This is a genomic window from Curtobacterium sp. VKM Ac-2922 (genome assembly GCF_022815645.1).
Lineage (GTDB): Bacteria > Actinomycetota > Actinomycetes > Actinomycetales > Microbacteriaceae > Curtobacterium.
The window spans coordinates 267,701-291,105 of the sequence record NZ_JALGRO010000001.1; the positions used below are offsets into that span (position 1 = coordinate 267,701).

At 71.2% G+C, this 23,405-nt stretch carries 21 protein-coding genes; 9 read left to right on the top strand and 12 right to left on the bottom strand.

Annotated elements, in window-relative coordinates:
• Window positions 1-219: 219 nt before the first annotated feature.
• A complete protein-coding gene (locus MT346_RS01240; protein ID WP_243560923.1) occupies window positions 220-696 on the bottom strand; it encodes a hypothetical protein in 477 nt (158 codons plus the stop codon).
• A 26-nt stretch (window positions 697-722) separates the two neighbouring features.
• Window positions 723-1,355 carry a GNAT family N-acetyltransferase gene (locus MT346_RS01245; protein WP_243560925.1) on the bottom strand — a complete coding sequence of 211 codons (633 nt, stop codon included), beginning with the start codon at window positions 1,353-1,355 and terminating at the stop codon, window positions 723-725.
• A gap of 96 nt (window positions 1,356-1,451) precedes the next feature.
• Between MT346_RS01245 and MT346_RS01250 the strand changes: the two genes are divergently transcribed.
• Window positions 1,452-2,048, top strand: coding sequence for a hypothetical protein (locus tag MT346_RS01250; protein WP_243560927.1), 597 nt, complete (start codon window positions 1,452-1,454; stop codon window positions 2,046-2,048).
• Window positions 2,049-2,105: 57 nt separating this feature from the next.
• A complete protein-coding gene (locus MT346_RS01255) occupies window positions 2,106-2,408 on the top strand; it encodes a DUF427 domain-containing protein (RefSeq protein ID WP_243560929.1) in 303 nt (100 codons plus the stop codon).
• 36 nt (window positions 2,409-2,444) lie between these two features.
• Here MT346_RS01255 and MT346_RS01260 read toward each other — a convergent pair whose 3' ends face one another.
• Window positions 2,445-3,698: an Nramp family divalent metal transporter gene (locus MT346_RS01260; RefSeq protein ID WP_243560931.1), complete on the bottom strand. Its 1,254-nt coding sequence runs from the start codon at window positions 3,696-3,698 to the stop codon at window positions 2,445-2,447.
• A 125-nt stretch (window positions 3,699-3,823) separates the two neighbouring features.
• Here MT346_RS01260 and MT346_RS01265 point away from each other — a divergent pair, with 125 nt between their 5' ends.
• The gene (locus tag MT346_RS01265) at window positions 3,824-4,387 is read left to right on the top strand and encodes a hypothetical protein (protein ID WP_243560933.1); all 564 of its coding nucleotides are present in this window, start codon (window positions 3,824-3,826) and stop codon (window positions 4,385-4,387) included.
• A gap of 1 nt (window position 4,388) precedes the next feature.
• Here MT346_RS01265 and MT346_RS01270 read toward each other — a convergent pair whose 3' ends face one another.
• The 5 genes from MT346_RS01270 to MT346_RS01290 form a co-directional block, all read right to left on the bottom strand.
• Window positions 4,389-5,084, bottom strand: a complete 696-nt coding sequence (locus MT346_RS01270; RefSeq protein WP_243560935.1) for a CGNR zinc finger domain-containing protein — start codon at window positions 5,082-5,084, stop codon at window positions 4,389-4,391.
• 41 nt (window positions 5,085-5,125) lie between these two features.
• A complete protein-coding gene (locus MT346_RS01275; protein ID WP_243560936.1) occupies window positions 5,126-5,599 on the bottom strand; it encodes a SprT-like domain-containing protein in 474 nt (157 codons plus the stop codon).
• The gene (locus MT346_RS01280) at window positions 5,596-6,462 is read right to left on the bottom strand and encodes a tetratricopeptide repeat protein (RefSeq protein WP_243560938.1); all 867 of its coding nucleotides are present in this window, start codon (window positions 6,460-6,462) and stop codon (window positions 5,596-5,598) included. The genes MT346_RS01275 and MT346_RS01280 overlap by 4 nt, the downstream gene beginning before the upstream one ends.
• Window positions 6,463-6,529: 67 nt before the next feature.
• On the bottom strand, window positions 6,530-7,222 hold the full coding sequence (locus MT346_RS01285) for a hypothetical protein (protein WP_243560940.1): 693 nt from the start codon (window positions 7,220-7,222) through the stop codon (window positions 6,530-6,532).
• Between the two features lie 93 nt (window positions 7,223-7,315).
• Window positions 7,316-8,158: a spermidine synthase gene (locus MT346_RS01290; protein ID WP_243560942.1), complete on the bottom strand. Its 843-nt coding sequence runs from the start codon at window positions 8,156-8,158 to the stop codon at window positions 7,316-7,318.
• A 132-nt stretch (window positions 8,159-8,290) separates the two neighbouring features.
• Between MT346_RS01290 and MT346_RS01295 the strand changes: the two genes are divergently transcribed.
• The 6 genes from MT346_RS01295 to MT346_RS01320 all read left to right on the top strand — a co-directional run bounded on the left by MT346_RS01295 (window position 8,291) and on the right by MT346_RS01320 (window position 19,367).
• A complete protein-coding gene (locus MT346_RS01295; RefSeq protein ID WP_243560944.1) occupies window positions 8,291-8,791 on the top strand; it encodes a hypothetical protein in 501 nt (166 codons plus the stop codon).
• Complete coding sequence (locus tag MT346_RS01300; RefSeq protein ID WP_243560946.1) at window positions 8,788-10,020, top strand: histidine kinase; 1,233 nt, start codon at window positions 8,788-8,790, stop codon at window positions 10,018-10,020. The genes MT346_RS01295 and MT346_RS01300 overlap by 4 nt, the downstream gene beginning before the upstream one ends.
• The gene (locus tag MT346_RS01305; RefSeq protein WP_243560948.1) at window positions 10,017-10,670 is read left to right on the top strand and encodes a response regulator transcription factor; all 654 of its coding nucleotides are present in this window, start codon (window positions 10,017-10,019) and stop codon (window positions 10,668-10,670) included. Before MT346_RS01300 ends, MT346_RS01305 begins: the two co-directional genes overlap by 4 nt.
• A gap of 272 nt (window positions 10,671-10,942) precedes the next feature.
• Window positions 10,943-11,560, top strand: a complete 618-nt coding sequence (locus tag MT346_RS01310; RefSeq protein ID WP_243560950.1) for a hypothetical protein — start codon at window positions 10,943-10,945, stop codon at window positions 11,558-11,560.
• A 390-nt stretch (window positions 11,561-11,950) separates the two neighbouring features.
• On the top strand, window positions 11,951-15,439 hold the full coding sequence (gene rpoB / locus MT346_RS01315; RefSeq protein WP_243560952.1) for a DNA-directed RNA polymerase subunit beta: 3,489 nt from the start codon (window positions 11,951-11,953) through the stop codon (window positions 15,437-15,439).
• Window positions 15,440-15,485: 46 nt separating this feature from the next.
• Complete coding sequence (locus MT346_RS01320; protein ID WP_243560954.1) at window positions 15,486-19,367, top strand: DNA-directed RNA polymerase subunit beta'; 3,882 nt, start codon at window positions 15,486-15,488, stop codon at window positions 19,365-19,367.
• A 140-nt stretch (window positions 19,368-19,507) separates the two neighbouring features.
• Here the strand turns inward: MT346_RS01320 and MT346_RS01325 are convergent, their stop codons facing one another.
• From MT346_RS01325 to MT346_RS01340, 4 genes are all read right to left on the bottom strand, one after another.
• Window positions 19,508-20,473 (bottom strand): hypothetical protein, encoded by a 966-nt coding sequence (locus MT346_RS01325; RefSeq protein WP_243560956.1) that lies wholly within the window; start codon window positions 20,471-20,473, stop codon window positions 19,508-19,510.
• 16 nt (window positions 20,474-20,489) lie between these two features.
• Window positions 20,490-21,140: a response regulator transcription factor gene (locus MT346_RS01330; protein WP_243560958.1), complete on the bottom strand. Its 651-nt coding sequence runs from the start codon at window positions 21,138-21,140 to the stop codon at window positions 20,490-20,492.
• Window positions 21,137-22,396 carry a sensor histidine kinase gene (locus MT346_RS01335; RefSeq protein ID WP_243560959.1) on the bottom strand — a complete coding sequence of 420 codons (1,260 nt, stop codon included), beginning with the start codon at window positions 22,394-22,396 and terminating at the stop codon, window positions 21,137-21,139. The genes MT346_RS01330 and MT346_RS01335 overlap by 4 nt, the downstream gene beginning before the upstream one ends.
• Before the next feature lie 76 nt (window positions 22,397-22,472).
• Window positions 22,473-23,384, bottom strand: coding sequence for a hypothetical protein (locus tag MT346_RS01340; protein WP_243560961.1), 912 nt, complete (start codon window positions 23,382-23,384; stop codon window positions 22,473-22,475).
• Window positions 23,385-23,405: the final 21 nt, after the last annotated feature.

The following is a 23,405-nucleotide window of genomic DNA, read 5'->3' on the forward strand; positions in this document are numbered from 1 at the left end:
CGGGTCGAGGCTACGCCCGCCCACGGACGAACGGGAGGCCCGCCCCACCCCGGCGCGGCGTGTCACCGGGCGGGCGACCGACACCAGGCGCATCGCACCCCGCCACACACGTCGCTCGCCGTCGCATCGGGGCGCGGCGTCCGTCGGGGGGTGCGATACAGCATGCACCGAGTCCGGAGCGGCCGGGAGGCCCGGCGCGCGTCCGTCAGGTCCCGCGCCTCAGGCGGGCGGCCAGGTCGGCGCCTGCTGCCGCATCCGCAGGGCTCGCCACTGCCAGATCACCCACATGCCCGGCCACAGCGCCAGGCCGAGCACCGCAGGCCGCATCCGGTAGTCCAGACGATCGACGAACAGCGTCGTGCCGTCCGGCAGCGCCGACACCGCCATCCGGTGGCGCATGTCCATCCGCCCGAACAGTCCGCTCGTGCCGCCGCCGTTGTCACGCTGCACGGGAACCCCATCGACCTCGTACAGGTCGATGTCGACGTGGCTGTTGCCGCTCGGCACGACGCCGAACGCGCTCGCGGTGATCGGGTGCGGCTGCCCGGGGGTCCAGCGGTGCGGGAAGCCCGCCGGGTCGAGCGAGCGGTACACCAGGAACGGCTTCGTCACCCCGACCATCACCGCGGGCGACAACAGGGCGTCGCGGACGACGTCGACGGGGGCATCGAGGACGAGACGGAGACCGACGTGCATGCCGCGCACGCTACCCGGCGGCGGGCTCAGGCGTGCCGGGCGGAGCGGCGTCGGGAGCCCTCGGCCCGGTCGTGCTGGCGCAGGCGCTCCGCCAGCGACAGCCGGACGGTCGGCCACTCGGACGCCGTGATCGAGAAGACGACGGTGTCGCGCAGGGTGCCGTCGCGCCCGATCTGGTGGTTGCGCAGCACGCCGTCCTGCTTGGCGCCGAGCGCCGCGATCGCCGTGCGGGACTGCAGGTTGTGCCAGTGCGTCCGGAACTCGACCGCGATGCACTGCCAGGCGTCGAACGCGTGCGACAGCATCAGCAGCTTGGACTCGGTGTTGATGCCGCTGCGCTGCGCCGACTTCGCCAGGAACGTCGACCCGATCTCGACCCGGCGGTTGCCGAGGTCGATCGCCATGAACGTGGTGGATCCCACGACGCGGCCGGTCGGACGGTCGCGCACCGCGAAGGGCACCATGCGGCCGGCTTCCTGCTCGGCGAGACGACGGTCGATCTCCGCGTCGACCTGTGCCGGCGCCGGGACCGCGGTGTACCAGGTGCGCCAGAGGTCCCCGTCCGCGACCGCGGCCCGCAGGTCGTCCGCGTGCTCGTGCGCGAGTGGCTCGAGCGTGACGCGGTCGCCGGTCAGGGTGGGTGCGGGGGCGATCTCCATGGGACTCGATCGTACTGGCGGGCTCGCTGGTGATCGGACCCGGTGGTCCCCGCCTGTGGAAAGGGACAGGTGGTGCACAGCGGTTATCGTGGCCGGGTGCGTGAACCAGGCCAGCAGCAGTACCAGGTCCGCTTCGGATGGGGCATCGCCGGTGCCCGTCGCGTCGCTGCCGACGCACACCTGCTCGTCTGGGTGGACGTGCTGCCCGAGGGACCCGGCGTGGACCACCGGACCATCGGCCGACAGCTGCCGCCCGGCCCGGCGGTGGTGCTCGGCCACCTGGGCAACGCGGCGGCGGTGGCGGATCGCGTGACGCGCCTCCAGGCCGGACTCGGCGACCGCTGTGTCGTGGCGGTCGTCGCTGCCGGCACCCACCGCGCGCCCGCGTTCGACGACGTCGCCGAGGCCGCGGGCGAGTCCGCCGACGTGCCCGACGCACCGGACCCCGCGGTCGAGGACCTGCTCGGCGCCGGTGCCGTCGTCGACGCGCTGTCCGCCGTCGGGATCGACCACTGCTCGCCCGAGGCGGCCGCTGCCTGCGCCGCGTTCACCGGGCTCCGGGGGGCCGTGCGGCACCTGGTGACGGCCTCGGAGACGGCGCGCGAGCTCGGCCCGGAGCGAGCTCGTGCGGCGCTCGCCGTCGGTCCCGAGCTGGTGGAGGTCCGGGCCGGGGAACACAGCGCCCGCGGGTAGCGTTCGGCTGGTGAGACCCGCGGCCGCTCCGGCCGTGCGCGAGCGAAGGAGCACACCATGAAGGCAGTCGTCGGCGACACCGTCATCGCAGAGGCACCCCAGGACGACCTGATCCAGATCGAGGGCAACTGGTACTTCCCGCCGTCGAGCGTGAACACCGAGCTGTTCACCGACAGCGACACCCAGTACCACTGCCCGTGGAAGGGCGACGCGAAGTACTTCACCGTGAACGCTGACGGGCAGTCGCTCACCGATGCGGCGTTCTCGTACCCGACGCCGATCCCCTCGTCGTTCGACCGCGTCGGCAAGGACTACAGCGGCTACGTGGCGTTCTGGAAGGGCGTCCGCGTCGTCGAGTAGGACGACCCGTCACGCCGGCACCGGTGGTGCCGACCGTCACGTGACGGTCAGCACCACCAGTGCCACGTTGAGCGTGACGATGACCGCCGCGATCAGCCACGCGACGACCCGGGTGGGGACGGCGTTGACGTCGCTCCCCATCAGGCTCCGGCGCGAGGTGTAGGCCACCAGCGGCACCAGCGCGAACGCGATGCCGAAGCTCAGCACGACCTGGCTCACCACGAGCAGCATCGTCGCGTCGGCGTTCAGCGCCAGCAGGACGATCGCCGGCACGAGCGTGACGATGCGTCGCACCACCAGCGGCACCCGCACGTGCAGCAGCCCGTGCATGATCTCCGCCCCGGCCATGCAGCCGACCGAGGTCGACGCCAGGCCGGACGCCAGCAGGCCCACGGCGAACAGCACGCCGACGACCGGACCGACGTGGGTGGCGATCGCGGCCTGGGCGCCGGGGATCGAGTCCGTGCCCGGCACCCCGGGCAGCGTCGCGGCGGCCAGCACGAGCATGCAGACGTTCACGCCGCCCGCGACCAGGAGCGCGAGCCCGACGTCCCACCGCGTCATCACGAGCACCCGCCGCCGCTCCGGCCCGGCCGGGGTGTCGCAGTGCCGGTCGCGTGCCAGTGCCGAGTGCAGGTAGACCGCGTGCGGCATGACGGTCGCGCCGAGCATCGACGCGGCGAGCAGCACCGACTCGGAGCCCTGGAACCGCGGCACCAGCCCGGACACGAGCTCGCCGGGCGACACCTGTGCGACGAGCAGCCCCGCGCAGAACCCGACGGTCAGGATCGCGAGCATCGCCGTCACGACGACCTCGAACGTCCGGGCGCCGCGCCGGTTCTGCAGCACCAGGATCGCCATCGAGACCACGCCCGTGATCAGCCCGCCGGCCACCAGGGGCAGCCCGAACAGCAGGTGCAGAGCGAGTGCCCCGCCGATGACCTCGGCGATGTCGGTCGCGGCCGCCACCACCTCGGCCTGCGCCCAGAACAGCAGCCGCGGGGTGCGCCGCATGCGCATCCCGAGCAGCTCCGGCAGGGACTTGCCCGTGACCACCCCGAGCTTCGCCGACAGGTACTGCACCACCACGGCGCTGGCGTTCGCCGCGACCAGGACCCAGAGCAGCAGGTAGCCGTACTTCGCACCGGCCGTCAGGTTGGCGGCGACGTTGCCCGGGTCGACGTACGCGATGGCGGCCACGAAGGCGGGGCCCAGGAGCGTCAGGCTGGCGGCGCGCCCGCGCGGTGCGTCGCCGGGGGGCGCGCGGTGCGGGGTCACGAGGCCGGTCATGTCGACCAGCATGCCAGAGGATTCGGTGTACCGAAAACAAGGATTCGGCACTGTGCGCATGATGAACTGACGTGAGGATGCATCGGGACGTGACCTGGGGCGGGCGGGTCCGTACCGTGGCGACCATGCAGGGGACCAGACGACGACTGACCACGGCGGCCGTGCTCGCCGCCACCGCCACGTTGGCGCTCACCGGCTGCGCCCAGGGCGGCCACGAGATCGGCGAGGGCGTCACGACGAAGCTCAACGGCTCGGCGTTCCACGGCCAGCTCAGGATCACCGCGACGAAGGTCGAGCGGGTGACCGACGCCGCGCTGGACCAGTTCGGGCTGACGTCCCGTGGCGACGACACCTACCTGGCGCACTTCACCGTGCACCGGGTCAGCGGGACGTTCGACCCGGACGCGGTCGGTGACCTGGCCAACGACGCGTGGGGACTGCGGGCGGACGACCGGTTGCAGGCGGGACCCGACCTCGCCGCCTCGGACCGCAACAGCGTCCTGCAGGACGCCTGCCCCTTCGACCGCGCGGCCATCACGGAAGCGCTGCGCTCGGACGGCACGGCCGACGTGTGCGCCGTCCTGCTCGCGCCGGCGGACAGCACGGTCGAGGCCGTGACCTACCTGCGTGCCGCCCCGGTCGACCAGGGCCCCGAGGGTGACGCGACGATCACCTGGCGTGCGGCGTAGCTCAGGCCGCGGCGCGCCGGGCCCGGTGCGCCCGCACCTTCGCACGGTTGCCGCACCGCTGCATCGCGCACCACCGCCGTGTGCCGCCGCGTGACGAGTCGTGGAACACCAGCCCGCAGTCCGGCGCGGAACACCGGCTGAGCCGGGAGGGCCGGCCGTCGGCCTCGACGTCGTCGAACCCGACCTCGGTGAACAGGGCCACGGCGTCGCGCGCGACGCTCGACAGCGCCTGGGCGAGCCGGACCCGGTTCGCGCCGGCCCGGCGTCGTCCACCCGGGAGGCTCGGGGGCACGTCCGGCAGGGCGGCGAACAGGTTGACGGTGTCGATGTCGTCGGGCGCGGGGCGCGTGCGGCCGGTCCCGGCACGCAGGCCCGCCGCCACCGCGGAGCGCTCCGCGGCGGACGACGCGGGAGCCGGCGCCGCGGCCGTCGCGAGCCGACCGATGGCTGCGCGCAGGGCCCGGGCGTCCTGCAGCTCGCGGGCGGTCGCCCCGGTGTCGATCGGTTCGGTGTGCTGGCTCAGCCACTCGTCCAGGTCGGCCGGGGTCATCAGGAGCTCGCCGAGGTGTGCGCGGGGACGTCGGCCGTCGGGGTCGTCGGCGAACCCGCCCGTGTGCGCGAAGTCCAGGGAGATCCGTCCGGCGTCGAAGAACCACGACGACCCCGAGTCCGTGCGGATGTGCTGCCCCGTCTGCATCCGGCAAGGCTAGTCCGTCACCACCGAACCGTGCGAGCCGGTTACCGGTCAGCGAGGGACGGCGCGGGGCGACGGTGCCACGTGATCCGGTTCCGGTCGTCGAACCGACGCGAGCACACCGCGCACGCCAGCGGCCGGGTGGGCGTGCGGTACCGGAAGTGTTCGTGTCCGGCGGGGCAGGTGCCGATCCAGGGAGCGAGCTCGCTGGCGATCGGCCCGTCGTGCAGGCGCGACCCGGTGTACCCGATCGCGGCAGCCCGACGGCGCCAGGCCGGGCCGTGTCCCGCGCGGGCACCACTCAGCGCGTGGGCGATCTCGTGCAGCAGGACCTGGTCGACGTCGTCGTCCGAGAACCGTGCGGCCAGGTGCCGGCTCACGGTGATGCGGCGTCGGGCGAAGTCGCACTGCCCCGCGCGGGTCTTGGCGTGGTCGAAGGCGAACGACCACGTGCCGTGACCGAGGTGCGCACGCATGAGCTCGTCGGCGCGTGCCCGGACGGTCTCGAGTGCGGTCACCGGTCGTCGTCGGTGGGGCGCCTGCGGTCGGTGAGCTTGCCCCACAGGGTGTCGGCCTCGGTTCGGGCGGCGTCCGGAGCGCCCAGGACGCGACGGCGGACCGGCGGGATCTCCTTGGCGGGCTCGGCGAAGCGGGTCTCCGGCTCGGTGTCCCGGCGCATCGCGGCCTCGCGCGCCGTGCGGGGCCGATCGGTCCCCGCGGCGGCAGGGGCACCCTCGGTCCGGGCTCCGTCCGCACGGGGTCGCTCGGGTTCGACCAGGGGACGGGCGATGGACGCGCGCATGGCCGTCTCGACCGCGGACCGCAGGGCATCGGTGCGCTCGGCGGGGGCGCCGGCAGCACGGAACGCCTCGTACGCGCGGCCCAGGACCTCGCGGGCCTCGTCGAAGCGGTCCAGCTCGAACAAGGACCAGCCCTCGATCTCGGCAGCCGCGCCCTCGAGCTCGGGCCACTCCTCGGTCACGGCGGTGTCGCGGGCGAGCGCGGACTCGGTGGCGGCCCGCTCGTACCGGCCCAGGTCGTGCAGCACGTGCGCGCGGCGGATGCGTGCGGCGACCTTGTCGGAGCGTTCCCCGGTGAACATGGTCAGCCGGAAGACCTCTTCGGCCAGGACCAGTGCCTCGTCGAGTCGGCCGAGCAGGCGCAGCAGCTCGGCGCGCTCGGCCAGGGCCTCGGTCGACCGGCTCTGGCCCAGGTCGCGCAGACGGTCCTGCACGACCTGCACGTCCACGGCGGGTCGCAGGCTGATCGGCGCGAAGGTGCTGCCGGGGGTGACGCCCGTGGTGCCGGGAGCCGCATGACGCGGTTCCCGAGCGCGGTCGTCGCGGTCGGGGGTCTGGCGGTCGTCGGGCGGCAGGGACATCAGGACCGAGGGTATCCGGGCGTACCCGCGAGCGAGCAGTGCCACGCGCCGGTCATCGACAGTCGCCTCAGGACGCGGCACCGGAGGTCGCGACGGCGACCCCGATGTACACGACGAACGCGACGATCGCGGCGGCGACGGCCAGGACGAGCGCGAACACGCCCCATCCACGGCCGCGCTTGCTGGCGATCGCGACGATGCCCTGCACGATCGCCCACAGCCCGAAGAGCGTGCCCACGCCCATCAGGACCGAGCCCAGCATGAGCTGCGAGCGCTGCGCCGGGTCGCTCGCCAGGTCCCGGCCGAGCTGCTCGGTGTCCGCGCCCGTGGTGCTGCCGTCGAGGACACCGCGCAGGGTGCCGCTCGAGCCGAGGGCGTTCCCCAGCACGAAGCCGCCGATGATGCCGACCACCAGGGCGATGACCGCGACGACCAGGGCGATCCGGCCGACGGTCTTCTTCTTCGGTGCCGGCTCGTCGTGCGACTGCCACGACGGGGCGCCGGCCGCGTGCTGCTGGCCGTACTGCTGCGGCTGCTGCCCGTACTGGGGCTGCCCGTACTGCTGCTGGCCGTACTGCTGGGGTGCCGCCTGCTCGCCGTACTGCGGCTGCTGACCGTACTGCTGCTGCTCGCCGTACTGCGGTGCCGACGCCGGGGCGATCCGCTCGCCGTACCGCGGGGTGTCGCCCTGCGGCTGGCCCCAGCTCGGGGTCTGGCCGTCGGCCGTCCGGTCGTCGTTGCTCCGGTCGTCGTTCGTCATGACTTCCCCGTCTCGGCTCGGTCGCGCACCTCGCGCGGTCGTTCACCGCCCATCCTGGCAGCGACGGCCGGACAGCGCCCGCGAACGCCGGACTCAGGCGCCGAAGACGGACCGGTTCGGCTCGGGCGACGCGATGGCGGTGGCGTCCGTGACGACGGGGGCCCCGGCGATGAAGGCCCGCAGTTCGGCACCGTGCACGACCTTCGCCGGCATCGGGTCCGACGAGTACCGACGGGGCATCTCAGCCACTGGCAGGTCGGTCGGCGACCCGAGCAGCACGATGTTGCCGAAGCGCCGGCCCTTGAGCATCCCGGTGTCCGCCACGGCCGCCACCGAGGGCAGCACCGCCTGCAGTGTCGACGCCTGGCCCCGGGCGAACGCCAGACCGGCGCCGTCGGCGACGTTCACCGCGACCATGCCGGTCGGCGACAGGAACGCCGCGACCTCGCGGTAGAACTCGACGCTCGTCACGTGGGCCGGGATGCGCGCGCCCCCGAACACGTCGACGACGGCCAGGTCGACCGTGCCGCGCAGGCCGGCCGGCAGCTTCGTCAGGACCTCGCGGGCGTCGCCGTAGCGCACGCGGATCGAGGCACCGCGGGGGAACGGCAGCACCTCGCGCACCTGGTCGACCAGGTCCCGCTCGAGCTCGATCACCTGCTGGCGCGACCCGGGTCGGGTGACGGCGACGTAGCGCGGGAGCGTCAGGGCACCGGCGCCCAGGTGCAGCGCCGTGACCGGGCCGGGGGGCAGCAGGTCGATCGCGTGCCCGATGCGCCGGATGTACTCGAACGCCAGGTGGGTCGGGTCCTCGAGGTCGACGTGCGACTGGGGCGTGCCGTCGACCACGAGCGTGAAGGACCCGGGGCGGTGCCGGTCGGGTTCGATCACCAAGAACCCCGCTCCGAGCCGGAATCCGTCGAACGCGTCAGCCATGGGTCCATCGAACACCACCGCGATCCCCACCCGGGTCACCACCCGTGGGTGGTGGGGCCGCGGACGCCGCCGAACCAGCATGGGAACACCGGATCGGGACCGCCCCGATCCCCGGCGTGAAAGGCACACACCATGTCCGTCCAGCTCCTCGCGAACGTCGTCATCGGGCTCGCCCTGGTCGGGTTCCTCGCGTACCGCCAGGCGACCTGGCAGTACCTCGACCCGGCCCGCATCTGGCGCACCCCGCTCGTCATGGCCGTCATCGGCGTCGTCGTCCTCGCGCAGACGAAGGCCACCATCACCACGACCGACATCGTCTTCCTGGGCATCGAGGCGCTCATCTCGGTCGGCATCGGCCTGACGATGGGCCGCATCACGTCGTTCCGCACCGCCGGCACCCCGGACGACAAGGGCCGCACGCTGCAGTCCCGCACGGGTGCGCTCGGTGCCGTGCTCTGGTTCGTGCTCATCGCCGTCCGCGTGGGGCTCGACGCCCTCGGCGGCCAGATGGGCGCGCACCTGCTCACCTCGACCGGCGCGATCCTGCTCATGCTCGCGATCAACCGCGCCGCCCGTGCCCTGGTGCTCGACCAGCGCATCCCCGAGCGCACCAGCGGCATGATGGTCCGGTGACCCTGCTCCCCGGAGACGAACGGACCGACCTCCCCGGAGGCCGGTCGCGTTCGCGCCTCGGGTGGGGGCTCAGCGCGGCCGGCATCGTCGTCATCACGTTCTGGTTCGTGAAGAACGGGACGGCCCTCGACCACCCCGCCTGGGTGTGGGTCGTCGGTGGTGTGGCGCTCGCCGCCTGGGCCCTCCGCGAGCTCGTCCGGACGTCGCGAACCGTCCCCTGGCTGGCCTCGGTGATGGTGCTCGCCGGCGCACTGGCGGTGGTCCCGACCGACTCGCTCATGCTCGTGCCCACGATCATCGGCATCGTCGCCCTGCAGGCCTCGCAGCGGAACCCGGTGTGGTCGGGCGCAGTCGCCGCACTGGTCGCGCTCGTCGTCATCGCCGTCGAGGCCACCCTCGAGCGCACGTCTGTCACCTTCGTCCTGGGCACCGCTGCGGGACTCGCCCTGGGTGTGCTGATCGGGGTGAACCGTCGGCAGGCGGTGCGCGCCGAGGTGCAGGCGCGCCAGGCCGAGCAGGACCAGCAGCGTGCGGCCCTGCTGGCCGACCGCTCCCGCGCGGCGCGCGACGTCCACGACGTGCTCGCCCACTCGCTCGGCGGTCTGGTGCTGCAGCTCGACGCGGTCGAGGCCCTGCTCGAGGCCGGTCGCGTCGACGAGGCCACGCGCCGTGCCGCCGACGCACGGACGCTCGCCGCCGACGGCCTCGCCGAGGCCCGCCGAGCGGTCCGTGCACTGCGTGACGACCCACCAGGGCCGTCCGACGCACCCGGCCCGTCCGACGCACCCGAACGCTCGGACGCGCCCACCGCAGCACCAGCACCCGCCGCACCGGAGCCGAGCCGGGCCTCCCCTCCGGACCTGCCCGCCCTGGTCGCCGCGCACCGCTCCTTCGGTGGGCAGGTCCACACCCACGGCGACCTGGACCTGTCCGACCTGGACGCGGCGCACCGCGCCGCCGTGGTCGCCGCCACCCGGGAGGCCCTCAGCAACGCCCGCAGGCACGCGCCGGGCCGCCCCGTGTCCCTGTCCGTCATCCGCGACGGCGACGCGGTCGACGTGGTCGTCGCGAACCCGCTCGCCGCAGGTGGCCACGGACTGGTCGGCATGCGGGAGCGGTTCGCCGAACTCGACGCCGGCGCGAGCCTCGAGGCCGCACGGTGCGAGGACGAGTTCGTCGTGGCGATGCACGTGCCCGTCGCCGGCGCGCGGGTGGAGGGCGGCGCATGAGCATCCGGGTGCTCGTCGTCGACGACCAGGCGATCGTGCGGGACGGTCTGGTGACGGTGCTGTCACTCGTGCCCGACCTCGAGGTTGTGGGCCAGGCCGCGGACGGCGCGCAGGCGATCGCCGCCGTGGACGAACACCTGCCCGACGTCGTGTTGATGGACCTGCGGATGCCCGGCGTCGACGGTCCGACGGCCACGGCGCGCATCACCGAGCAGCACCCCGGGGTCGCCGTCCTGGTGCTGACGACCTACGCCGACGACGACTCGATCACGACCGCGCTGCGTGCCGGTGCCCGCGGGTACCTGACCAAGGACGCCGGACGCGTGGAGATCGCGACGGCGGTGCGGGCCGTGGCGTCGGGGCAGACGACGTTCGACGCGGCGGTCGGTGCACGGCTGGTGGCGCACCTCGCCGCCCCCACCGCTCCTGCGCCGACGCCCGCCACGCCGCTGTCGTTGCGCGAGCGGTTCCCGGACCTGACCCCGCGCGAGGCCGACGTGCTCGAGCGCATCGCCGCCGGCCGGACGAACCCGGAGATCGCCGCAGAGCTGTTCCTGACGGTGCCGACGGTGAAGTCGTACGTCAACCAGGTCTTCCAGAAGCTCGACGTCCGCAGTCGCGCCGAGGCGGTCGCCCGGGTCCTGCGCTGACCCCACGATCGCATCCGTGGCCGCTCTGCCCGTGCATCGTGAACGGACAGTGAACGCCAAGCGTCGCCGCGTACCGTGGACGTCCGTCATCGCGCCGTGCGCGTCGACCTCCGGAAGCTCCCACTCCCGCTGGTCCGCCCCGGCCGACCGTGACGTGCGCCAGAGCGCCGTCACCCGTGGTCCTCACCGGGCCGCGCCCCGGCCCGCCGACGTGCCCGCCACCAGCACCGCGCACCGTGTGCGCACCGAACGAGCACCACGGCAGGAGACCGATGTCCGCCGACACCATGAGCATCCAGACGCCCCGCGTCGCCAGCGCGAGCCGGCCCACCCGGCCGACCCGGGCCTCCCGTCCGACCGGGGCCTCCCGTCCGTCCGCGGCGGAGCGCCCGCCCGTGTCGGACCGCGAGAGCGCACCGACCTGGATGCGTGTGACCGGGGCCGCGCTGTTCGTCGCCGGCGGTGGCCTGACCGGGGCGGTGCTCGCGTGGCCGGGGGACGCCCCCGAGATCGCCCTGATCGTCCCCGGCCTGGTCGGCATGGTCGTCGGCCTGCTGCTGCTGGTTGCCCGGGCGGGCTCCACGATCACCGAGCGCCACGTCGTCCTGCACTTCCGGCCGCTCCCACCGCGGCGGATCGCGCGCGAGCACATCGTCGCCGTGCGCCTGGTCGAGGCCGACGCGTCGACGTTCGGCGGCGTCGGGCTGCGCCGACACCGCGGCGTGCGGGCGATCCTGCTGACCCCGGGCCTCGGCCTCGAGCTGACCGACGACCGCGGTGCGGTGACGTTCGTCCGCACCCGTCGTCCCGAGGACGCATTCCGGGCGCTCGCCGGTCGCCACGCCGAGCCGTCGGTCGCAGCGCACACCGAGCGCGAACGGCTCGGTTGAGCGGATCCGCCCCGGCACAGCACGGGAATGCAGGTCGGTCGGCGGTGCTTATACACGTCGCCAGCGAATTTGGTCAAGCCAGGACTGGACACCGTGCGCGGACGCTGCCTATGATGACAGTTCGCGCTCCCTGGCTGCGTGTCGTCATATTGCGGTCGACTCGACGTCCTTCTCAGATGTGTCCTGCTCGGACGCGTCATCTCGGACGGGCCTGGTGCTGCCGCTCCCGCACATGACGGCGGGGGCCGCTCACCCAGATCATCGCACACACCTCGTCTCCAGCGGACTCGAGTGTGCGTGCGTGTCACCGGGTCGCGCCGAGCGTCAATCCACTCACCTACATGCTGCCCGTCAGTACCGGCCCGACGGGGCCAACCGGAGGTCACACCCTTGGCTGCTGCGCCCAACGCATCCACCAACCCCAAGAACGGTCGCAACCACTCGCGACTCTCGTTCGCCAAGATCACGGACACCCTCACGGTTCCTGATCTGCTCGCTCTCCAGACGGAGAGCTTCGACTGGCTCGTCGGCAACGACGTCTGGAAGGCCCGACTGGCCGAGGGGCAGGAGCAGGGTCGCACCGACCTCGCGCTGCACTCCGGCCTCGAGGAGATCTTCGAGGAGATCTCCCCGATCGAGGACCTCGGCGAGACGATGCAGCTCTCGTTCACGTCCCCCGAGCTCGAGGACCCCAAGTACTCGATCGACGACTGCAAGGAACGCGGCAAGACCTACGCGGCCCCGCTGTACGTCAACGCCGAGTTCATGAACCACATGACCGGTGAGATCAAGACGCAGACGGTCTTCATGGGCGACTTCCCGCTCATGACCGAGCGCGGCACGTTCATCATCAACGGCACCGAGCGCGTCGTCGTCTCGCAGCTCGTCCGCTCGCCGGGCGTGTACTTCGAGCGCCAGCAGGAGAAGACGTCCGACAAGGACATCTACTCCGCTCGCGTCATCCCCTCGCGCGGTGCCTGGCTCGAGTTCGAGATCGACAAGCGCGACCAGGTGGGCGTGCGCATCGACCGCAAGCGCAAGCAGTCGGTCACGGTCTTCCTCAAGGCGCTCGGCCTGACCAGCGAAGAGATCCTCGAGGAGTTCCAGGGCTTCGCGTCGATCGAGTCGACCCTCGAGAAGGACGCCATCCTCACCAAGGAAGAGGCGCTCAAGGACATCTACCGCAAGCTGCGTCCGGGCGAGCAGGTCGCTGCCGAGGCTGCGCGTGCGCTCCTCGACAACTTCTACTTCAACCCGAAGCGCTACGACCTGGCGAAGGTGGGCCGCTACAAGCTCAACCGCAAGCTCGGCATCGACGCGCAGCTGAGCGACTCGGTCCTGACCGTGCAGGACATCGTCCGCACGATCAAGTACCTGGTCTCGCTGCACGCCGAGAAGACCAACCTCGACGGCGTCCGCGACGGCGAGCCCGTGCAGCTGCGCCTCGACGTGGACGACATCGACCACTTCGGCAACCGTCGCATCCGCGCGGTGGGCGAGCTCATCCAGAACCAGGTCCGCACCGGTCTGTCCCGCATGGAGCGCGTCGTCCGCGAGCGCATGACCACGCAGGACATCGAGGCGATCACCCCGCAGACCCTGATCAACGTGCGCCCCGTCGTCGCCGCGATCAAGGAGTTCTTCGGCACCTCGCAGCTGTCGCAGTTCATGGACCAGAACAACCCGCTCGCGGGCCTGACGCACAAGCGGCGTCTGTCGGCCCTCGGCCCGGGTGGTCTGTCCCGTGAGCGTGCCGGCGTCGAGGTCCGCGACGTCCACCCGTCGCACTACGGCCGCATGTGCCCGATCGAGACCCCGGAAGGCCCGAACATCGGTCTGATCGGCTCGCTCGCGTCGTTCGGTCGGATCAACTCGTTCGGCTTCATCGAGACCCCGTACCGTCGCGTCGTCAACGGCGAGGTCACGAAGACCATCGACTACCTGACCGCTTCGGAAGAGGACGAGTTCGTCGTCGCGCAGGCCAACGCCCCGCTGACGGACACGTTCCACTTCCAGGACGACAAGGTCCTCGTGCGCAAGAAGGGCGGCGAGGTCGAACTCGTCGCCAAGGCCGAGGTCGACTACATGGACGTCTCGCCGCGCCAGATGGTGTCGGTCGCGACGTCGCTCATCCCGTTCCTCGAGCACGACGACGCGAACCGCGCTCTGATGGGTGCGAACATGCAGCGCCAGGCCGTGCCGCTGCTGCGTTCCGAGTCGCCGCTCGTCGGTACCGGCATGGAGGGTTACACCGCCATCGACGCCGGCGACGTCGTCATCGCGGACAAGGCAGGTGTCGTCTCCGAGGTCTCGGCCGACGCCGTGACCGTGCAGCTCGACGAGGGTGGGACGCAGTCCTACTACCTGCGCAAGTTCGACCGCTCGAACCAGGGCACCAGCTACAACCACCGTGTGGTCGTCAGCGCCGGTGAGCGGGTCGAGCAGGGCGAGGTCATCGCCGACGGCCCCGCGACGGAGAACGGCGAGCTCGCGCTCGGCAAGAACCTCCTCGTCGCGTTCATGCCGTGGGAGGGCTACAACTACGAGGACGCGATGATCCTGTCGCAGAACCTCGTGAAGGACGACACGCTCTCCTCGATCCACATCGAGGAGTACGAGGTCGACGCCCGCGACACCAAGCTCGGCAAGGAAGAGATCACCCGCGACCTGCCGAACGTCAGCCCGGACCTGCTGGCCGACCTCGACGAGCGCGGCATCATCCGCATCGGTGCCGAGGTCCGCCCCGGCGACATCCTGGTCGGCAAGGTCACGCCGAAGGGCGAGACCGAGCTCAGCGCTGAAGAGCGTCTGCTCCGTGCCATCTTCAACGAGAAGTCGCGTGAAGTCCGCGACACCTCGCTCAAGGTGCCCCACGGTGAAGAGGGCACGATCATCGGCGTCAAGGTGTTCGACGCGCAGGACGGCGACGACGAGCTCGGCTCGGGCGTCAACCAGCGCGTGGTCGTCTACATCGCCCAGAAGCGCAAGATCACCGCGGGCGACAAGCTCGCCGGTCGTCACGGCAACAAGGGCGTCATCTCGACGATCCTGCCGGTCGAGGACATGCCGTTCCTGGCGGACGGCACCCCGGTCGACATCGTGCTGAACCCGCTCGGCGTCCCCGGCCGCATGAACTTCGGCCAGGTGCTCGAGATCCACCTCGGGTGGCTCGCGAAGCAGGGCTGGAAGGTCGACGGCATCCAGGAGTGGGCTTCGGCCCTCCCCGAGGCCGCGCACAGCGCCGAGCCCGGCACCAAGGTCGCGACCCCGGTGTTCGACGGCGCCTACGAGCGTGAGATCGAGGGTCTCCTCGACTCGACGCTCCCGAACCGTGACGGCGAGCGCCTGATCGGTTCCTCCGGCAAGGCCCAGCTCTTCGACGGCCGCTCCGGCGAACCGTTCCCGGAGCCGGTCTCGGTCGGGTACATGTACATCCTGAAGCTCCACCACCTGGTCGACGACAAGATCCACGCCCGTTCGACCGGCCCGTACTCGATGATCACGCAGCAGCCGCTGGGTGGGAAGGCGCAGTTCGGTGGACAGCGTTTCGGCGAGATGGAGGTGTGGGCGCTCGAGGCATACGGTGCCGCCTACGCCCTGCAGGAGCTCCTGACGATCAAGTCCGACGACATCCTCGGCCGCGTGAAGGTCTACGAGGCGATCGTCAAGGGCGAGAACATCCAGGAGCCCGGCATCCCCGAGAGCTTCAAGGTCCTCATGAAGGAGATGCAGTCGCTCTGCCTGAACGTCGAGGTCCTCTCGGCCGACGGCCAGGCGGTCAGCCTCCGCGACACGGACGACGAGGTCTTCCGTGCCGCTGAAGAGCTCGGCATCAACATCTCCTCGCGGTTCGAGTCGTCCTCCGTCGACGACATCTGATCCCGCCCCGCCCGTCACGTCTCGAATTCAGCAAGAGAGAAGAACATTGCTCGAAGCAACTTCCTTTGACGCACTGCGGATCGGCCTCGCCACGGCCGAGGACATCCGCCAGTGGTCGTACGGCGAGGTCAAGAAGCCGGAGACCATCAACTACCGCACCCTCAAGCCCGAGAAGGACGGTCTGTTCGGCGAACAGATCTTCGGTCCGTCCCGCGACTGGGAGTGCGCCTGCGGCAAGTACAAGCGAGTCCGGTTCAAGGGCATCGTCTGCGAGCGCTGCGGCGTCGAGGTCACCAAGTCCTCGGTCCGTCGTGAGCGCATGGGCCACATCGAGCTCGCCGCACCCGTCACGCACATCTGGTACTTCAAGGGCGTTCCGTCGCGCTTGGGCTACCTGCTCGACATGGCGCCGAAGGACCTCGAGAAGGTCATCTACTTCGCCGCGTACATGATCATCTCGATCGACGACGAGGGCCGGCACGCTGACATGCCGGGTCTCGAGAACGAGATGCGCCTCGAGATCAAGAACCTCGAGAACCAGCGCGACTCGATCATCGCCGACCGCCTCAAGAAGCTCGAGGACGACCTCGCAGCGCTCGAGGAAGAGGGCGCCAAGGCCGACATCAAGCGCCGCACCAAGGACACCGCCGAGAAGGAGATGTCCCAGGTCCGCAAGTCGTTCGACGAGGACATCACCCGTCTCGAGCGTGTGTGGGAGGACTTCCGCAACCTCAAGGTGGGCGACCTCAAGCCCGAGGACGCCGTCTTCCACGAGCTGCAGGACCGCTTCGGGATCTACTTCGACGCCTACATGGGCGCCGAGGCGATCAAGCTGCGGCTCGAGGCCTTCGACCTGGCCGCCGAGGCCGAGTCGCTGCGCCTGCAGATCGCCGAGGGCAAGGGCCAGAAGAAGATCCGCGCGATCAAGCGTCTGCGCGTCGTCTCCTCGTTCCTCGCCACCGGCAACTCGCCGGCAGCGATGGTGCTCGACGTCGTGCCGGTGATCCCGCCCGAGCTCCGCCCGATGGTGCAGCTCGACGGTGGCCGCTTCGCCACGTCGGACCTCAACGACCTCTACCGTCGTGTGATCAACCGCAACAACCGTCTCCGCCGCCTGCTCGACCTCGGTGCCCCCGAGATCATCGTGAACAACGAGAAGCGCATGCTGCAGGAAGCGGTCGACGCGCTGTTCGACAACGGTCGTCGTGGCCGTCCCGTCACGGGCACCGGCAACCGCGCCCTGAAGTCCCTGAGCGACATGCTCAAGGGCAAGCAGGGGCGTTTCCGCCAGAACCTGCTCGGCAAGCGCGTCGACTACTCGGGCCGTTCGGTCATCATCGTGGGCCCGCAGCTCAAGCTCCACCAGTGCGGTCTGCCCAAGCAGATGGCGCTCGAGCTGTTCAAGCCGTTCGTGATCAAGCGCCTGATCGACCTGTCGCACGCGCAGAACATCAAGTCGGCCAAGCGCATGGTCGAGCGTTCGCGTCCGCAGGTGTGGGACGTGCTCGAGGAGATCATCCGCGAGCGCCCCGTGCTGCTGAACCGTGCGCCGACGCTGCACCGTCTGGGCATCCAGGCGTTCGAACCGCAGCTCGTCGAGGGCAAGGCCATCCAGCTCCACCCGCTCGTGTGTGCTGCGTTCAACGCGGACTTCGACGGTGACCAGATGGCCGTGCACCTGCCGCTGTCGGTCGAGGCCCAGGCCGAGGCCCGCATCCTGATGCTCGCCTCGAACAACATCCTGAAGCCGTCCGACGGCCGTCCGGTGACCCTGCCCGCGCAGGACATGATCATCGGTCTGCACCACCTGACGACCGTCCGCGAGGGCGCCGTCGGTGAGGGCCGTTCGTTCTCCTCGGTCGCCGAGGCGATCATGGCGAAGGACCAGAACACGCTGCACCTCAACGCGCAGGTGAAGATCCGCATGACGGGTGTCCACTTCGCCGAGGGTGACGCTCCCGAGGGCTACGAGGTGGGTCAGCCGATCCTGCTCGAGACCACCCTGGGCCGTGCGCTCTTCAACGAGACCCTGCCGGCGGACTACCCGTTCGTGCAGAAGGTCACCGACAAGGGCACCCTCTCCGCGATCGTCAACGACCTCGCCGAGCGCTACTCCAAGACCGAGACGGCCGCTGCGCTGGACCGGATCAAGGACGCGGGCTTCTACTGGGGCACGCGCTCCGGTGTGACCGTGGCGCTCTCCGACGTCGTGACGCCTCCTCGCAAGAAGGAGATCATCGCGGGCTACGAGATCCAGGCCGCCAAGGTGCAGGGCGAGTTCGACAAGGGTCTGATCACCGACTCCGAGCGTCGCGCCGACCTGATCAAGATCTGGACCGAGGCCACGAACGAGATCGCGCAGGAAATGCGCGACAACTTCCCGGTCGACAACACCATCAACCGCATGGTGTCGTCCGGTGCTCGTGGTAACTGGCTGCAGGTGCGCAACATCGCCGGTATGCGTGGTCTGGTGAACAACCCGAAGGGCGAGATCATCGCCCGCCCGATCATCAACTCGTACCGCGAGGGCCTGACCGTGGCGGAGTACTTCATCGCCACGCACGGTGCTCGCAAGGGTCTGGCCGACACCGCGCTCCGGACCGCCGACTCCGGGTACCTCACCCGTCGTCTGGTGGACGTCTCGCAGGACGTCATCATCCGCGAGGACGACTGCGGCACCACGCGTGGTCTCGAGCTGCCGATCGCCACGGCCGACGCGGACGGCAAGCTCGTCCGTGACGCCCGTGTCGAGAACACCGTGTACTCGCGCACCCTCGCCTCGGCGGCGTCGGACGCGAAGGGCACGGTCGTTGCCGAGGCCGGCGAGGACGTCGGTGACGTCCTCATCGACAAGCTGGTCGCGGCCGGTGTCGAGAGCATCAAGGTGCGCTCGGTCCTGACCTGCGAGTCGGCCGTCGGTGTCTGCGCGAAGTGCTACGGCCGTTCGCTCGCCACCGGCAACCTGGTCGACATCGGCGAAGCGGTCGGCATCATCGCCGCGCAGTCCATCGGTGAGCCCGGTACCCAGCTGACGATGCGTACCTTCCACACGGGTGGTTCGGCCTCGGCCGACGACATCACCCAGGGTCTGCCCCGCGTCACCGAGCTCTTCGAGGCTCGTACCCCCAAGGGCGCGTCCCCGATCGCCGAGGCCCCCGGCCGCGTCGTCATCGAGGACACGGACAAGGGTCGTCGCATCATCCTGACGCCGGACAACGGTGACGAGCCGTTCATCTACCCGGTGCTCAAGCGTGCGACGCTGCTGATCGAGGACAACCAGCACGTCGAGCTCGGCGAGCAGTTCATCGCCGGCACCGTCGACCCGAAGGAAGTCCTGCGGGTCAAGGGTGTGCGCGAGGTCCAGAAGCACCTGGTCAACGGTGTGCAGGACGTGTACGGCTCGCAGGGCGTGCCGATCCACGACAAGCACATCGAGGTCATCGTCCGCCAGATGCTCCGCAAGGTGACGGTCGTCGACCACGCCGACACGGACCTGCTGCCGGGTGAGCTCGTCGACCGGTCGCGCTACAACGCGATCAACCGCGCGGCGCTGCAAGAGGGTCGCAAGACCGCTTCCGCTCGCCAAGAGGTGATGGGCATCACCAAGGCGTCCCTCGCGACCGAGTCGTGGCTGTCCGCCGCGTCCTTCCAGGAGACCACCCGCGTGCTCACGCAGGCGGCCATGGAGGGCAAGCAGGACCACCTCGTCGGCCTCAAGGAGAACGTCATCATCGGCAAGCTCATCCCCGCGGGGACGGGTCTCAGCCGGTACCGGGACGTGGACGTGAACGCGACGGAAGAAGCGAAGGCCGAGCGGTACCCCAACCGCATCTTCGCGGACGACTCGTCGTTCTCGGACGCCGACCTGAGCTTCGTCGACTTCGACAGCTTCTCGTCGGACGACTTCACGCCGGGGACCTACAACTGAGTCTGAAGTAACCCACCACAGACAGGAGGCGCGGTGCCAGCTGGCACCGCGCCTCCCGTCCGGTGGTTCGCGCGTCGGGCGCGGGGCGCCCCCCTCGGCAGCTCCCCGCGCTCGGCGCGCGGCGCAGGTCGAGCGGCGCTTCAGTCGACGTCGGTCGGTGCCGCCGGTGCGAGCCGGTGGATCGTCGCGTCGAGTCGGCGATCGACGGCGATCTGGTCCGCCTCTGCCTTCCGGAGCACGGACGCGTCGCTCGCCGTGACGTGCAGGAGGCGGCTCCACTCCGCGTCGTACAACGCGCCCCGGTAGCCGGAGGACTGCTGGCAGGCGACGTCCCGCGTCGCGATGGCGATCTCCGGGTCCTGCACCGGGGTCGAGGCGATGTCCGTTCCGTAGTCCATCCGGATCGACTGCGAGGGCATCCCGTTCGGCGTCGCCGGGAGGTCCGCGAGCTCGGCGGGTGCCATGCACGCGTGCCACTTCGCGGCCGCTGCGACGACGGTGTCGTCCTCGCGGGCAGCGGTCGCGGCGAGGTACGTCAACCGCTTCGCCACGGTCGAGGCGGCCTGTACGGCACCACCCGCGTCGGCGGTACCGAGCGTGCGGTAGCCCTGTCGGAAGCAGCGGGCCGTTACTCGCTCGGAGGCGTCCGCGAATGCCGCGTTCCGCTTCGGGTTCTCACCCCACGCCTTCATGCCGTCCTCGTTCGCGCCGACGGTCGACGGTCCGTGGTACCCGCGTGTCCGAGCGGTCTCGGCATCGAGTGGTTCGCTCCAGGCGAGGGCCGGCGAGGTGTTGCCCCGCTCCGGTGTCTCGTCCTGGTCGGAGACGGCGTCGAGCCCAGCGGTCGTCGCCCACGGCACCGGGAAGCCGATGCCGGCGGCTCGGAGACACGGTTGGGTGACCAGGTTCAGTGCGTAGGTGTCCTTCCGCCCGCCCGGCTGGACGTAGCCGTCGAGGGGCATCGTCCACGCGCCCGGGTCCCGGTCCGTCGTCGGTGCGATCGCGACGTCGGCGGGCTCGGGCAGGCCGTGCACGACGCTGGCGGCCAGACCGACGATCACGAGGGCGAGTGTGCCGGTCTTCGCGGCTCGGTTTGTGATGTGCATGGTTCTTCCCCCTGGTTCAGGCGCGGACGAGGCCGCGTTCGTGGGCCGTGATGACGACCTGGATGCGGTTGCGCAGGCCGAGCTTCGTGAGCACCGCACGGACGTGTGACTTGACGGTGGCCTCGCTGATGAACGTCGACGCGGCGATCTCAGCGTTGCTGAGGCCCTTGGCGACGAGCAGGAACACCTCGCGTTCGCGCGCACTCAGCGCATCGAGGACCTCGTCGCGGCGGTGGACCTCGACGGCGACGCCCTGCGCGCGGAGCAGGTCGAGCGCCTCGGTCTCGGTCGGTGCCGGCCGGCCTTCGTGGACGTCGCGGATCGTGGCGGTCACGACGTCGGGCAGCGCGTCCTTGGTGAGGAACGCTGCGGCTCCCGCACGCAGGGCCGACAGGACGGCGTCGTCGCGGCGGATGGTCGTCAGGGCGATCACGCGGGGCCGGTCGTCCGTCGTCGCGGCGAGCCGGGCCAGGGTCTCGATGCCGTTCATGACGGGCATCCGGAGGTCCAGCAGGAGCACGTCGGGGTGCTCGGCCGCGCAGAGCTCGAGCGCTGCCGCACCGTCCACCGCGATCCCGACGCAGGTCATGTCGTCCTGGGCGTCGACGAGCATCTGCATGCCGCTGGCGAACAGGCGCTGGTCGTCGACGACACCGACGCGGATCACGGGGCGACCTCCAGCGCCGGAGCGGCATCCGCGTCGACCGGCGCGTCGTCCGGTGCGTCCGTCCGTCCGGTCGTCGGCAGCCATGCCGTCACGACCCACTCCGGCGCCGCGTCGCCCGCACCTGCGCGCAGCCATCCGCCCGCCAGGCGTGCACGCTCCTGCATGCCAGCGACTCCCGAGCCCGGTCCGTCGAGTTCGACGAGCGGCTGGGCGCCGGTCGACGTCACCACGAGGCCGAGCCCCGGACCGCGCCAGTCGAGGACCACCCGGGCCGATGCGGTCCGGCCCTGGTGCTTCAGGACGTTCGTCAGGCTCTCCTGGACGATCCGGTGCACCGCTCCGGCCGCCCCGGGTGCGCAGTGCCCCGGTTCCCCGTGCTGTTCGAACTCGGCGTGCATGCCGAGTTCTCGCATGTCGTCGACGAGCATCGGCACCGCGTCGAGTCCGAGCCGGGTGTCGACACCGGCCCCCTGGATCCGTTCGACCAGTGCGCGGACGTCCCCGAGCGCGGCGCGGCTGACCTCGGCGATGTCGGTGAGCGCCCGGACGGCGTGCTCGTCGCGGACCGCGATCGCGGCGGCACCCTGCGCCTGTGAGACCACCACGGCCAAGGAGTGCGCCAGGGAGTCGTGCACGTCGCGGGCGATCCGGGCGCGCTCCTGCTCGGCCTGCAGCTCGACGGTGGTGGCCTCGGTCTCGTGCTCGGCCTCGACGACACGCAGCCGCGCCAGGCCGATCCGCCACGTCGCACCGATCGCCACGCCGACGGCCCATCCGATACCGCTCGCGCCGGCGATGGCCAGCGTGATGACGACGAGGTCGTTCCGGGTGCCTCCCGACGAGCCGACCCACTGGCCCCACACGTCCTGGTCGGCCACCGTCGGCACGACCATGGCCCACGCGGCGGCGGCACTCGCGACCGCGAGCACGGGCACCGCGAGCCACCGCAGCAGGTCCGACCGTCCGGCACCGACGATGCCGACGACGATCGCGATGGCCAGGTACTCCGGCCAGGTCGTGTCCGTCGGACGGTGCAGCAGCCGGAGGGCCTGCAGCAGCGGCACGACGACGACCAGTCCGAGCGAGGTCGCGGGCATCCAGTTCGCCAGGCCGATGGCGATCGCCAGGGCCGACACCACGATGACGTGGTCCGCGAGCCCCGACCGACCGGCCTCGGCGATGATCCAGAGCACGAGGTACACGGCGCCGGTGGCCGGGGCCAGCAGGTGCCGGAACCGGCGGAGGGTGGAGGTCATGGGCCCGAGCGTATGGTGCGCCTCGGGCGGTCAGCGAGCGCTGGCGGCACGTTTCATCCGAGGTGATGAGCGGGCGTCAGCGGCCGAGGTCGCGGCGGTGGCGTTGCGCGGCCGCCAGGAGTTCCCGCGCGCTGTCACTCGCTGCCTCGGCGTCGTCCCGAGCGTGCTCGAGGCGTCCGACCTCGGCGGTCGCGCGCTCGAGGTCGCGCTGGAGTCCGGCCCGACGCGCCTCGGCGGCTTCGAGGTCGGTCTGGGCCGCGTCGAGCACCGCGTCGGCATCGCGGGACTCCGCCCGCGCGGCGGTCTCGGCCTGGCGGGCGGCGCGGCGGTCGGCCGCGGGGTCGCGGCCCGGTTCCGGTTCCGGTTCCGGTTCCGGTTCCGGTTCCGGTTCCGGCTTGGAGGCTCGGCTCGGCTTCGTCGTTCGTCGCGCGCTGGTGATCGGGATGGGGTCCGCCCCGCTGCCGGACCAGGCGTCGGGCACCGCGTCCGGCACGGCGAGCGCCCCGTCGAGGTCGACGTCGTCGAACCCGGCGCTCGTGAGGGGCTGCACGAGCAGCCCCGAGCGGACCGCGGCCCCGGCGTGCGGGTCGGCCATCGCGGCCTCGATCGTCGCCCGGACCTGGTCGAGCACAGCGGTCGTCGCGGGGTGCCCGGCGTCGGAGGCCAGGTCGGCTCCGGCTTGCGCGAGCGCCGTGAGGACGCCCGCGCGTTGCCGCCGGAGGGTCGCGATCTGCTGCGGGTCGGCATCCGCCTGGGCCTGACGGATCACCGGTCCGAGGTCGATCGCTTCGTCCAGGGCGCCGTCGTGGGCGAGCAGGTCGATGACCCAGGCAGCGGGTGCGGGCTTGCGAAGTGTGCCGATCGCTGCGGCCAGGTCACGGTCGTCCTTCCGGGCGGCCCGCTGCCGTGCAGTGCGTTCGGCGACGAAGTCGGCCGGTGCGACGAGCAGCAGCTCGCGGGCTGCCTGGGCGAGCGTGTCGATGTCCACGCCCGCCGAGGCTACCCGCGC

Bases quoted from the DNA above. Each gene is read 5' to 3' on its own strand.
- MT346_RS01240 (WP_243560923.1), bottom strand. From the start codon at position 696: ATGCACGTCGGTCTCCGTCTCGTCCTCGATGCCCCCGTCGACGTCGTC.
- MT346_RS01245 (WP_243560925.1), bottom strand. From the start codon at position 1,355: ATGGAGATCGCCCCCGCACCCACCCTGACCGGCGACCGCGTCACGCTC.
- MT346_RS01255 (WP_243560929.1), top strand. From the start codon at position 2,106: ATGAAGGCAGTCGTCGGCGACACCGTCATCGCAGAGGCACCCCAGGAC.
- MT346_RS01260 (WP_243560931.1), bottom strand. From the start codon at position 3,698: ATGACCGGCCTCGTGACCCCGCACCGCGCGCCCCCCGGCGACGCACCG.
- MT346_RS01265 (WP_243560933.1), top strand. From the start codon at position 3,824: ATGCAGGGGACCAGACGACGACTGACCACGGCGGCCGTGCTCGCCGCC.
- MT346_RS01270 (WP_243560935.1), bottom strand. From the start codon at position 5,084: ATGCAGACGGGGCAGCACATCCGCACGGACTCGGGGTCGTCGTGGTTC.
- MT346_RS01280 (WP_243560938.1), bottom strand. From the start codon at position 6,462: ATGTCCCTGCCGCCCGACGACCGCCAGACCCCCGACCGCGACGACCGC.
- MT346_RS01285 (WP_243560940.1), bottom strand. From the start codon at position 7,222: ATGACGAACGACGACCGGAGCAACGACGACCGGACGGCCGACGGCCAG.
- MT346_RS01290 (WP_243560942.1), bottom strand. From the start codon at position 8,158: ATGGCTGACGCGTTCGACGGATTCCGGCTCGGAGCGGGGTTCTTGGTG.
- MT346_RS01295 (WP_243560944.1), top strand. From the start codon at position 8,291: ATGTCCGTCCAGCTCCTCGCGAACGTCGTCATCGGGCTCGCCCTGGTC.
- MT346_RS01305 (WP_243560948.1), top strand. From the start codon at position 10,017: ATGAGCATCCGGGTGCTCGTCGTCGACGACCAGGCGATCGTGCGGGAC.
- MT346_RS01310 (WP_243560950.1), top strand. From the start codon at position 10,943: ATGTCCGCCGACACCATGAGCATCCAGACGCCCCGCGTCGCCAGCGCG.
- MT346_RS01325 (WP_243560956.1), bottom strand. From the start codon at position 20,473: ATGCACATCACAAACCGAGCCGCGAAGACCGGCACACTCGCCCTCGTG.
- MT346_RS01335 (WP_243560959.1), bottom strand. From the start codon at position 22,396: ATGACCTCCACCCTCCGCCGGTTCCGGCACCTGCTGGCCCCGGCCACC.